Genomic DNA, 12,211 nt, shown 5'->3' on the forward strand with positions numbered 1-12,211 from the left:
ATGATTAAATTTTATGAATCCTGACTAAAATAGTCAAGTTTTTAATGCATGAACTTAGTAGGATTCTAATGATTTATTTAAATTGTATGAATTACTAAAACCAATTGTACATTAAAAGCACACATAAACCTATAATAATGCTTATAAATACTATGTTTAAACGTTTCTGTTTTGCTTTGAGTTGGTGTATTTGATTCTTCTGTTGCTTAATTGCAACTTGCAGGTTATCAATTTTTGTACGTTGATGATCTATTTTGTTTAATAGGTCTGATACACGTGTTTTTGATGATGTAATATCTGTTTTAAAGCGTGAAATAGGTAACCAGTTTTTCCAGTCGCTTGCAATTTTTGGAAGAGATAATTGTAAGAGTAGGTCACGCATTTGATCTTTATGTTTTACATCACCATATATCTTAATAGCACGTATACTTTTATGGTTTCCTAAAACGAGTGTTTGAAAGTAACCAAAAATAGTACTGCTAATTTCTAAGCTAGCAGCTTGCTCAGGTTTGGCTGTATTAAAAAGTATGCCTTTATTGGTGAAATGTACATAAAAATCAGTATAAGGGATATAGCAATTTACTTTGAGAACGAGGTTGTGCTCTATAAAGCTTTTTGCTTGTTTTTGAATGAGTTCATCATTTTTAAATATGAAGCTATAAAAAGTTTCTAAAGCGATCATTGTTAAGTTTAGCAACAAATGAGGTGAGCTTTTCCTTTGTTGTTGCGATGTACTCATCTTGAAATACCTTTAATTAAGCGAGTGACTTAGAGTGTATAAGTGATTTGTTATATGTCCTTAGTTAAATAAGGAGAGTAGGAGCCTTGATGACTCTAATTTTAATACAAGCAATATGTAATGACAAAATAAATGAAAATAGAGCGGATAGCAAGAAATTCAAAATGATTAGGCAATTGATGCTGACTATTTACGCACGATATATATGAGTTCGGTAGATTGAACTCAATCGGCTTGTTGGCTGAAGATTATACTTTTTATTGATTGGACGTCAATATTTTGGTGCTTTTTAGGTTTTTTGAAATGAAAATCCAATAAAAGCAATTAATCAGTATTGCGTTTCCCCCCAAAGCATTGCTATAAATGCACTACGGTAAGATATATAAACCCTTAGATCTTAAACAAACGAAATTAGAGGATGTAATCTTCATGAATAAATCAGAATTAATTGATGCAATTGCAGCAAAAGGGGGATTATCTAAGACTGATGCAGGTAAAGCATTGGATGCCACTATTGCGTCAATCACGGAAGCTCTAAAAGACGGTGATACTGTAACTCTTGTTGGTTTTGGTACATTTAATGTTAAAGAGCGTGCAGCTCGTACAGGTCGTAACCCTAAAACTGGTGAAGAACTACAAATTAAAGCAAGCAAAGTACCAAGCTTTAAAGCTGGTAAAGGCTTAAAAGACTCTGTTGCATAATTGCAGTAGAAGAAAAAGCGCGCCCTATGGCGCGTTTTTTATTGATCACGTTAAAAATATAAGCGAATACATTCATTCATTTATAGATTTCAGTTAGAATTGCACGAAAATAAAATATTGGAATATTTATGGACTCGTTTCGTAAACTCATTAGGGGTTGGTTAGGGAAGGTCTTATTGGTACTTTTTCTTGCACCCGTTGCATTGGTTGGTATAGAAGGTTACTTTGGTGGTTCATCTAAAGGTGATGTGGCTAAAAAGGTAAATGGTCAAGATATTACAAATAAAGATCTTGATGAGTTAATGAAGGCATATCGCCAACAGTATTTGCAATATGTTCAAGGAGATGAATCTCTATTGAATACACATGCAATTCAGGAAGCTGCTTTAAATACATTAATTGCAAAAACACTTCTTTTACAGCAAGCAAAAAAATTAGATATTAGTATGAGTGATGCACAGTTTGTGCAAATGTTATCTCAACTTCCTGATTTTCAAGTAAATGGAAAGTTTAGTAATGAGTTGTTTGGTAATTACCTTAAAAATAGAGGTATTACAAAAGATATGCTCATTGCAAATCTACGCCAAGACCATGCATTAAAAATGTTGTCTGGAACGATCTCTAATTATGCAATTGTAAGTAATGCAGATATTAACTACTTTGCAAACTTACAAGCTGAACAACGAGAGCTGTATCTTGCAAGTATTAAGCTAGATGATTATAAGAAAGCTATTTCTGTGAATGATGCAGAAATTGAAAAGTATTATGAGCAACATTTAAATAACTTTAGACGTAGTGCTTCTGTAGATGTTGATTATGTCGTTCTAAAACCATCAATGTTTACTGCAAATCAGCAGCAAGTGACTGATGCAGAGTTACAACAAGCATATACACAATATGTTGATGCACAAAAAGCAAATGTGACTAAACATGTGCGTCATATTTTGGTTACAGAAGACAATCGTTCTGATGCCGATGCACTTAAATTGATTAATGAAGTTGAAGGAAAAATCAAAGCTGGTCTTTCTTTTGCAGATGCAGCAAAACAGTATTCAGAAGACCCTACATCGAAAGCACAGGGTGGATTACTTGCAGACTATCAACCAGGTACATTAGGTTCTACTGAGTTTGATGATGCTGTTAAGGTTGCCAAAAATGGTCAAGTATCACAGCCTATAAAAACTCATTTTGGTTATCATATTATTGAAGTACAGTCTGATGCACCTACAATAGCATCTTTTGATAGTATGAAAGAGAAACTGCGTACTGATGTGTTAAAAACTAAAGCGAATAATGTATATACAGATACTGTAAATAATCTAAACGATACGATTATTAGTGCAGATGCATTAGATGTTGTGACTCAGCAAGTTAAAGAAGCGCATATTGAAACAGCCCGTCATGTGAGTTTATGGACAAAAGATCCATACTTAAGTAATACTGCTGTTAAAGCAAAAATATTTAATGATGATGTGAAAAATGGCGATAGAAATGTCTCTACAAGCATTGCTTTAAATAATGGTGAAACAATTTGGGTGAAAGTACGTAATTATTACCCTGAAGGTGTTCAAGCTTTAGCTCAAGTGAAAGATGAGGTAAAAGCGAAATTAATTAACCAAAAAGCTTCAGATGAAGCGAAAGCAAAAATATCAGCGGCTTTACAACAGTTTGCATCAGAGCCTGCAAAACAAGTATTGGCTAAAAATAGCACTCTGAAGTTTGAAAAAGCAGGTATTTTTACACGTCAGAACTTGAAGAAAGAAATTGCAGATGTTGCATTTACATTGCCTGTGCCAAAAGCAGATATGTGGTCTGTTGGAACAACAGTATTGCCAAATGAGTTGCTCGTGGTTGCAGTATCTCATGTTGATCAAGATGCTGCTAAGAAATTAACACCTGAACAGCTACAACAAGTGAAACAAGTGTATCAACAAGCACGTGGTGAGCAAGAAATGGCTGCATATGTTGACTATTTAAAGTCAAACGCAAAAATTAAATAATAAAAAAATGCCTCAGATGAGGCATTTTTTTATTTTCATAGGATATAAACGATTGCTATGTCATTTAAAATACGCTATTTTAAATCTAAGCCGTTTTTAATTTAGAAAGAATAGCAATGTTATTTCAGCAACCTACTTTTACATACGCGTATTTTTGGTACTTTAGATAGTTGCCCTATACGCATGTGGGCAAAATAAGTAGGTTGCCCATCGAATTTATAACCTGATTGGCAACCACCAATCAGGTTTTTTTTACGAATATTTTTAGGAAATTAAGATGATGAACTACTTTAATACATATTTCTTTGGTCAATATTGGTTTGGTTTTGGCGTGGAAAATTTACATCAAAGACGATTGTTAAAAAGATAGAATTGGGCGAAATGCCCTAAAGGAAAAAGCAATGAATACTTTAGTTTTACCAAACTCTAATCAGCAAGAACTAGAACTTATAACACCTGAAAAATTAAAAAAGACACTCATTTTAGAGTCAGAACTGCAACATCAAGTTTTTAATCACAGAAAGATCGTAGAAAATATTTTGGCAGGACATGATAAGCGATTACTACTTATTATGGGGCCTTGCTCAATTCATGACCCTCAAGCTGTCATCGAATATGCACAGAAGTTAAAAAAATTACAAGAACAAGTTAAAGATCAAATTTTTATTGTAATGCGGGCATATATTGAAAAACCAAGAACTACAGTAGGGTGGAAAGGTTTCTTGTATGATCCATCATTAGATGGTAGTGCTGATTTAGCACAGGGTATTGAAAAATCTAGAGCACTATATATTGAACTAATTAAAGAGGGTATTCCCTTAGCAAGTGAAATTTTAAACCCAATGGTGACGGGCTATTTTGATGATTTAATTACTTGGGGGGCTATAGGTGCAAGAACATCTGAATCCCAAATTCATCGTGAGATTGCAAGTAGTTTGCCTTTCGCCGTAGGATTTAAAAATGGTACTGATGGGTCTGCTAAAATTGCGTTAGATGCAATACAGTCTGCTGCTGCAGAACATGACTTTTTTGCACTTGGGCAAACAGGAAAGCCAGTATTGAAACATAGTCATGGAAACCCATACCCCCACATTATTTTAAGAGGCTCTAATACTGGCTCAAACTATGATGCGGAGTCAATTGGTAAAATTCAATCAAGTATTAAAGGGAAGCTTCCAACCTTTATTGTTGATTGTAGCCATGGAAATAGTGGTAAAGATCCACTTAAACAACCTGCTATATTAAAACAGATTATTGATGAACGCCATTTAACTGATGTAAGAGGTGTTATGGTGGAAAGTCATTTGGTTGACGGTGCACAGAAAATTACATCGGATATGATATATGGTCAGTCTGTAACTGATGGATGCTTAGGTTGGGATAAAACCGAAAAAATGACAGTATTGATTGCTTCAATGTTGGCAAAATAAAAATATAAAAGTACAGGATGATTCCTGTACTTTTAAATCTTTTACAACCCTGCTTGATAGGCTTCACTAGATAGTAGCTCATCAATATCATTAATATTGTCAGGTTTTATTTTATAAATCCAACCTTTGCCATATGGGTCATCATTAATAAAATCAGGGTCATCTTCTAATGTTGTATTTATTTCAACAATAGTACCTGAAATTGGCATATGAATATCAGATGCTGTTTTTACAGATTCTACAACGCCTGCTTGTATCTTTGCCGATAAATGTGATCCAACATTTGGCATTTCAATATAAACAAGGTCTCCTAGAGCATCTTGTGCATGATCAGAAATTCCTGTAATTACAAGGTCGCCATCAATTTTTACCCACTCATGTGTTGGTGCATATTTTAGGTCATTGGGATGCTTCATTTCAGTATTCCTAGAAAAGTATCTTTAGTTATCTTATATAATTTTAACCTTAATTTCATTAACTCATCATTTCTTAACAAATTTTTATTTTATATCTCAATAATTCGTCTTTTTTATATATAAAAGTATTGTTCATTTCAAAATAAGAAACTATGCTAATTGAAAGTATATATTATTTAATTTTTTAAAAAAACATTAAATAATACTATTGGATTATTAAGATTCTATTAGGATTGAAAAAAATGAACAAATTTGCGCTTGCTGTCAGTTTATGTATACCATTGTTGTATAGCAATGTATCTTTTGCAGAGAATAAAACTATGGTTCCAGAACAAAAATTTTTAATTGGTACTTGGTCAGGAATGCCTGAAAATGCAAAACTGTCATCTGATTTTGCAAGCCAAGGTGTATATACAGTAAAGTTAAACAGTGATGGAACATTACTTCCATTAAGCGAATTAAAGTTACAAGATCCTTCTTGGATTACTTTTTCTAAAAACTATAAGTTTGCGTACATCACGAATGAAAAAACAGAGGGTACAGTAACAGCCGTATCTGTTGGTGAAGATGGAACATTAAAAGTAATTAATCATGTGAGTAGTCAAGGAGACCATCCAACACATTCTACATTATCTCAAGATGGAAAATTCTTATTCGTAGCTAATTATTCTGTTGGGCCGAATAAATCGGGTGTTGTTGTACTTCCTATATTAAATGATGGCTCGCTTGGTAATGCTGTTCAAAATATTAAGTTTTTAGATGGAAGTAAAGTTGTTTCAGGTCGTCAAGACTCTGGACATGCACATTCAGTAACGTTTACACCTGATGGTAAAACACTTTATGCTGCCGATTTAGGTGCAGACATTGTACGTGCTTATGATTATCAGCCTAATGAAAAACAACCATTACGCGCTAATCCTGCACTAGATTTAAAATTTACTCATGGTAGTGGACCACGCCATGTTGCATTTTCTGCAAATGGAAAATTTGCTTATGTCACATCAGAAATGAATGCTGAGGTTGTTGTTTTTGAGAAGACAGGCAATAAATTTGTTCAAGTTCAAAGAGAAATTTTAGCAGCTAAAGATCATGAATCTCATAAAAGTGCTTCAGGACTCATTTTTTCACCAGACTATAAATTTCTATACGTAGGTAATCGTAAAGATGTAAATGAGATTGTTACATACAAGGTTGATGGAACAACAGGGAAACTTAGCTTTGTTGGTCGTTATATGAGTGGTGGTGTTGAGCCAAGAGCATTCTCAATGGATAAAACTGGAGAGTACCTACTTATATCTAATGTACATTCACACACAGTAAGTGAGTTTAAGAGAAATAAAGAAACAGGTGCACTAACACCAACGCGTATAGCTTTACAAATTGGGCAGCCTACCGATATTAAATTTATTCCTTAATCTACTTTAGAAATAAAATGTATATAAAATTCAATATTTATTATTTTGAATTGATATACAGACTCAGTAGAATATCGCCACATAAACCATAGCATCATATTCATCAATCGAAATATGATGCTATGGGTATATTTTATCTTCTTTACATTGCTTTTTATGTAGATACATTTTTTTATCAGCAAGTGCAAGAGCATGTTGTAAGCTATCATTGTATTTCCGTCTTGCGTATCCAATAGCGGCACTAATTTTATGAGCTTCTAATGCTTGGAATATTGCTTTCTCAAGTTCATTTGCATCTGTTGGGCTTATATTGATACAGATAATGCCAAACTCATCTCCGCCTAAACGAGCTAAAATATCAGTGCTACGAGCAGAGGCTATTAGAATACTGGATGTAAGTTGTAATAGATGATCTCCCTTTTGGTGCCCATGTTTATCATTTGTTTCTTTTAAATTATTTAAGTCTATAACAAAAACAGTTGCTGAAAATCCATATAAGTTGCAACGAAGTTCCTCTGCAGCCATAAGATAATCCCAACCACGGCGGTTATACAGTCCAGTAAGATGATCTTTCAGAATTTCAGCTTCAAGTCGTTCATATTGACGATTTAGTTCACTTTCTCTTAATTCCGATTGGAGTGCATGGTTTAGTAATTTTGTAAGTAACTCAATAATATCTTGAAATTCATATAATGACTGATCTGTAGGCTCGGGGTGAATTGCACATAAAGTACCAAATAGTTGCCCATGATGATCCCATAAAGGCTGTCCAATATAGGCACCTATATTAACCATTTGATTGATCTTTGCTGTCTGATAAATGGGAATATCTTCACAGTTGGGTACGATATGGGGGCCATCTTTTGAAATCATTTGATGGCATATGGAGTCAGGCCAATGGAAAACTTGACCAGGTATAATCCCGTATCCATGATCTTCACTATGTAGAACAATCCAATCATTGTTGCTTACTCGTGTAATCATCCATAATTGGAAACCAACATGCTTATGCAGAAATGTTATGACAGCTTTACTAATTTCTTGAAAGTTGTTGCAGCCTGTGAGTATTGGTTCCATTCGGTTTCTACAATTTTTGAGCTATCCGGTTGAAAGTGTAATAGTAACAAAATGGTCATATCATATATAGTTAAAAATTTAACTGATATTGGAAGCTTGATAAATCTTTAAGTTGAACTCAGGTAAAATCGCAATCAGGTGATCAAAGATATCAGACTGGATTGCTTCATATTCGACCCAAACGGTTGTGTTTGTAAAAGCATAAATTTCTAGTGGTAAGCCAACACTTGTGGGTTGCATTTGTCTGACAAGTATTAGCTCATCTTTTGCAATGCCATCTTTTTGTTTTAAATAAAAGTCTATATATGCTCTAAATGTTCCTAAATTTGTTAAACGCCGTTGATTATATTCAGCTTGGTTCATGAGTGTATGATTAAAGGCTGTGATTTCAGTTTCTTTTTTATTTAAATAGTTATTAAGCAGTAAAAAATCCTTTAATCGGCTTAAATCATCTGTAGACATAAATTGAATACTACTTTGATCGATATAAATAGATCTTTTTATACGGCGAACACCTGCACTTGAGACACCACGCCAGTTCCTAAATGTATCTGTAACAAGTTTATTTGTTGGGATGGTTGTAATTGTTTTGTCAAAGTTTTGAACGGTCACAGTGTGTAGTGACATGTCTATTACATCTCCATCGGCATTAAGAGATGGCATTTCAATCCAGTCCCCAATACGTATCATATCGTAAGATGCGATTTGTACACTGGCAACCAATGATAATATTGTATTTTGAAAAACCAACATAAGAACAGTGGCCATTGCACCAAAACCTGCCAACAGATTAAATACATCTTTTTTGAGAAATGTACCTAAAATCATAAGTGCGCAGACTACAAAGATCATCAGCTTCATCAGCTGTAAATAACCTTTAATTGGCTTATTCTTGGCTTTTGGGTTCTTTTGATAGAGTGTGTTAAATACGTTTAGAATTTCACTAATAGTCAATGCAATACTAAGAAATAGCGAAGTTTGAGCAATCATTTGAACTAAATGGACAATTTTGTCTGATAAGTTAGGTACAGAATCAATCCCATTCATAATAATGAGTGCAGGTACAATATTGGCAAACCGATGAATGACATGATGGTGCGCCAAAGCAGAATTTCGCGCCGAAGGTAATTTCATTAAAATTTTTCGAATACCTTGAACCACGACTTTTTTAGCAATAAAGTTGGCAATATATGCAGTAAGAATAAGTGCGATTAGCCCAATAAGCATATCTAACCAAGGAAATTTATCTGTCCAGCCAAAGAGCTCTTCTAGAAATTTTGATAGATCCTTCAATTTAAATATCTGCCTTAAAATGAATGCTGAGTATTATTAGTATATTTTAGTTCTTATTTTAAAAATGAACATCACTTACAGTATATTCTCTGTAAGTGATGTTGTTAGATTTAGATATTTTGCTTACCACATTAAATCATCAGGAATAACATATGCTGCATATGGATCTTCTTCATCGGTCGTTTGTGTATTTTCATCAGATTTATTCCAAAGAATAAAGCCTTCTAATTTTTGTTCTATACGTTCTGCAAGTGCTTTTGGTAAAAGGGCATAGCTTGAAGCATCTTTTGCAACGACAAGACTACCTGATACAAGTGCATTATAAGCTTGTTGGTGGATATAAATTTTCTTCACTTTATTTTCATCAATAAACTGATAACTAATGTCTCCATTAGTTTCTTTCACTTTATGCTGTTGTATCATTTGTTGCACATTAGATTTGAGCGTTTTTGCTTCTATTTCTTCTTGTTTTTTTGCATTTAATGTTAAATCTTTCTCTTGTTTTGACTGCTGATTTTGAGCTATTTGTGCTTTAATTTCTTCTTTGTTGCTTTGACCTGTTCTTTGCTCATGCTGAGCTTGTTTACTTAGCTTTTTAGCTTTTTTATTGTCTACGAGACCTGCTTTTAGTAACTGAGCTTGAAGTGCATTCTTAACCATAATTAACCCGAAAATTTTTTATTTAAACATTGAAGTTTTCAAAGGGTAATAATAGCACTGAATAAGGATGAGTAATAATAAAGAAAGGGGAGTATTAACACATTTGCTTTTAAAAAATACGGCGTAACCTAATTACGCCGTAAGTTTATATAGGGATTATTTATCTTTATAGCCTTGGTCAGCTGCAATAACAAATAGAACATCAGTTGATGAGTTTAGTGCAGTTTCAGTCGAGTCTTGGATAACACTAATAACCATACCAATTGCTACAACTTGCATAGCAATTTCAGATGAAATACCGAATAGGCCACAAGCAACAGGTACAAGCAACAATGAGCCACCTGCAACACCAGATGCTCCACATGCAGAAATACTCGATACAATACATAAAATAAGCATTGTAGAGAAATCAACATGAATACCCAATGTATTTACAGTTGCTAAAGTTAGTGTTGTGATTGTTACGGCAGCACCACACATATTAATTGTAGAGCCAAGAGGTACAACAACATTTGTTGTTGATTCATCTACACCGCAACGACGAGCAAGGTCTAAATTGACAGGAATATTTGCGGCAGAGCTTCTCGTAAAAAATGCTGTAATACCACTTTCTTTTAGGCATTTTAAAACTAGAGGATATGGATTGCCTTTGATTACAATACCCACAATAATTGGATTAATTACAAAAGCAACAAAGAACATTGTACCAAGTAATACAGCGAGCAAGTGTGAGTAACTCTTAAATGTATCAACACCAGCCGATGCAAAAGTAACAGTAACTAATCCAAAAATACCAATTGGTGCAAATGAAATAACGAGTTTAATAACTTTATTTATTGCCGCAGATGTATCGTGAATAAATGTTTTTGTCGTATGAGAGCTATGACGGAATGCAAGTCCCAAAATAATTGCCCATGCAAGAATACCAATGAAGTTAGCTTCACTTAATGCAACAACTGGGTTCGATACAAAGCTTAATACTAAATTTTTTAGGATAATGCTGATACTACCAGGCGGTTGTATGCTTTGATCTGCTGGAAGGTGCAGAATGAGAGAAGTTGGAAAAAGCTTGTCTGCAACAACCGCACTAAATGCAGAAAGTAACATACCAATGGTATACATCACCATAATTGGTTTAAAGTTTTTAGCACTTTGTGTTGCTTGAAAGTTGGTAATGGATGCGATAACAAGAACGAAAACTAGAATAGGTGCAACAGATTTTAGTGCTTTGATGAAGACATCACCAAGCAGGCTAAAATAAGGTGCAATATCAGGAAATAGAAATGCAACAATGACACCTAGAATAATTGCAATAATAATTCGAGTCACTAAGCTTAATCGTTTAAGAGCTGACAGCATAAAGGAGCCTTTTAAAGTCTTCACAGCACCAAAAGTAGCAACAAGCTAATGCTGATATTGGAGACTTCTATCTAACGGTAAACGGAGAACAGTATTAGGGGGAATACTTTTACTTAGAAAATAGATATATTTCAATCAAATTAAAATGATTTGTTCGGTTTTTGTGCGTAATTGTAGTAAATAAAATATTTATGCACTATTTTAGTACCTATTATAAAATATAGAAATGTCTGTATAATTTATCTGAATATAGATAAAAACTGCTGCTAAATATTTTATAGCAGTTTAAAAGTGCATTAGATTTAAAAAGAGATAGGCTAAGAACTAAGAGAGATACTTTGTTTTATTTTAGTATTTGTATCTCTCGATGTATAGATTATTGGTAAAATTGTGAGAAACGATTGAGAATAGTATTAAAACGTTGGTCTTTGATAGAGTAATAAATTTGTTTACCAGCACGTCTTGTTGAAACAACGCCGTTTTTACGTAAAATCATTAATTGTTGTGATAGTGTTGGTTGTAAGATTTTTGTTTTTTCTTCAATTTCTGAAACATTTAGCTCTTCTACAAGTAGATGGCTTAAAATGACTAAGCGGTCTTTATTTGCAAGTGATTTTAGCATTACAACGATATCATCTGATTGGTCACGAATGACATTCATGCTCATGTCTAGTGCTGCTTCCATTTTGAACCCTTTTATTACTGTGTTTGATCTATGGAAAACAATATACAAAAGATGTATGTATAAAAAATGGATTTAATATGCTTAAGCCATAAAATTATATTTTTTATAATATATAATATATTTATTTTGATGGATATCTTATTTGTTCTTTGTTTATCTATTTGATTTTTATATTTATATTATTGGATTTATTTGAACTTAGATTAAAAGTTCTTAAAGTATTTAGACTTTATTTATATAAATATTTTAAAAATATTACATTTTTCACATATTTATATAAATATATGAATTTTATATTTATTTTTAATTTTAGATAGTTTTTTATTCAAAATAAGTGCATAAAATACTCAATATATAAAAATTATATTTACAAAAGTTAACAATGGTCTGACTATCTGACTATCTGACTATCTGACTATCTGACTATCTGACTAT

General features: G+C 33.1%; 11 protein-coding genes. 4 read left to right on the top strand and 7 right to left on the bottom strand.

Annotation, left to right across the window (positions count from 1 at the left end; all coding sequences use genetic code 11):
• Positions 1–94: 94 nt before the first annotated feature.
• Positions 95–739, bottom strand: coding sequence for a hypothetical protein (locus tag P256_RS01870; RefSeq protein WP_023271985.1), 645 nt, complete (start codon positions 737–739; stop codon positions 95–97).
• A gap of 429 nt (positions 740–1,168) precedes the next feature.
• Here P256_RS01870 and P256_RS01875 point away from each other — a divergent pair, with 429 nt between their 5' ends.
• The 3 genes from P256_RS01875 (at position 1,169) to P256_RS01885 (ending at position 4,871) form a co-directional block, all read left to right on the top strand.
• Positions 1,169–1,441 carry an HU family DNA-binding protein gene (locus P256_RS01875; protein WP_023271986.1) on the top strand — a complete coding sequence of 91 codons (273 nt, stop codon included), beginning with the start codon at positions 1,169–1,171 and terminating at the stop codon, positions 1,439–1,441.
• Positions 1,442–1,569: 128 nt separating this feature from the next.
• Positions 1,570–3,441, top strand: coding sequence for a SurA N-terminal domain-containing protein (locus P256_RS01880; protein WP_023271987.1), 1,872 nt, complete (start codon positions 1,570–1,572; stop codon positions 3,439–3,441).
• A gap of 401 nt (positions 3,442–3,842) precedes the next feature.
• Positions 3,843–4,871 carry a 3-deoxy-7-phosphoheptulonate synthase gene (locus P256_RS01885; RefSeq protein ID WP_023271988.1) on the top strand — a complete coding sequence of 343 codons (1,029 nt, stop codon included), beginning with the start codon at positions 3,843–3,845 and terminating at the stop codon, positions 4,869–4,871.
• A gap of 41 nt (positions 4,872–4,912) precedes the next feature.
• Here the strand turns inward: P256_RS01885 and gcvH are convergent, their stop codons facing one another.
• Positions 4,913–5,287 (bottom strand): glycine cleavage system protein GcvH, encoded by a 375-nt coding sequence (gene gcvH, locus P256_RS01890; protein ID WP_023271989.1) that lies wholly within the window; start codon positions 5,285–5,287, stop codon positions 4,913–4,915.
• 242 nt (positions 5,288–5,529) lie between these two features.
• Between gcvH and P256_RS01895 the strand changes: the two genes are divergently transcribed.
• Positions 5,530–6,702 carry a lactonase family protein gene (locus P256_RS01895; protein ID WP_023271990.1) on the top strand — a complete coding sequence of 391 codons (1,173 nt, stop codon included), beginning with the start codon at positions 5,530–5,532 and terminating at the stop codon, positions 6,700–6,702.
• A gap of 120 nt (positions 6,703–6,822) precedes the next feature.
• Here the strand turns inward: P256_RS01895 and P256_RS01900 are convergent, their stop codons facing one another.
• From P256_RS01900 to P256_RS01920, 5 genes are all read right to left on the bottom strand, one after another.
• On the bottom strand, positions 6,823–7,779 hold the full coding sequence (locus P256_RS01900) for a sensor domain-containing diguanylate cyclase (protein ID WP_023271991.1): 957 nt from the start codon (positions 7,777–7,779) through the stop codon (positions 6,823–6,825).
• Between the two features lie 78 nt (positions 7,780–7,857).
• The gene (locus tag P256_RS01905) at positions 7,858–9,072 is read right to left on the bottom strand and encodes a mechanosensitive ion channel family protein (protein ID WP_023271992.1); all 1,215 of its coding nucleotides are present in this window, start codon (positions 9,070–9,072) and stop codon (positions 7,858–7,860) included.
• Between the two features lie 123 nt (positions 9,073–9,195).
• A complete protein-coding gene (locus P256_RS01910; RefSeq protein ID WP_023271993.1) occupies positions 9,196–9,732 on the bottom strand; it encodes a DUF2058 domain-containing protein in 537 nt (178 codons plus the stop codon).
• Between the two features lie 156 nt (positions 9,733–9,888).
• A complete protein-coding gene (gene sstT / locus P256_RS01915) occupies positions 9,889–11,091 on the bottom strand; it encodes a serine/threonine transporter SstT (protein ID WP_023271994.1) in 1,203 nt (400 codons plus the stop codon).
• A 376-nt stretch (positions 11,092–11,467) separates the two neighbouring features.
• Entirely contained in the window at positions 11,468–11,776 is a 309-nt protein-coding gene (locus P256_RS01920) for an ArsR/SmtB family transcription factor (RefSeq protein WP_023271995.1), read from the bottom strand.
• Between the last annotated feature and the right edge of the window lie 435 nt (positions 11,777–12,211).

Origin of the sequence: Acinetobacter nectaris CIP 110549 (assembly GCF_000488215.1) — a bacterium.
Lineage (GTDB): Bacteria > Pseudomonadota > Gammaproteobacteria > Pseudomonadales > Moraxellaceae > Acinetobacter > Acinetobacter nectaris.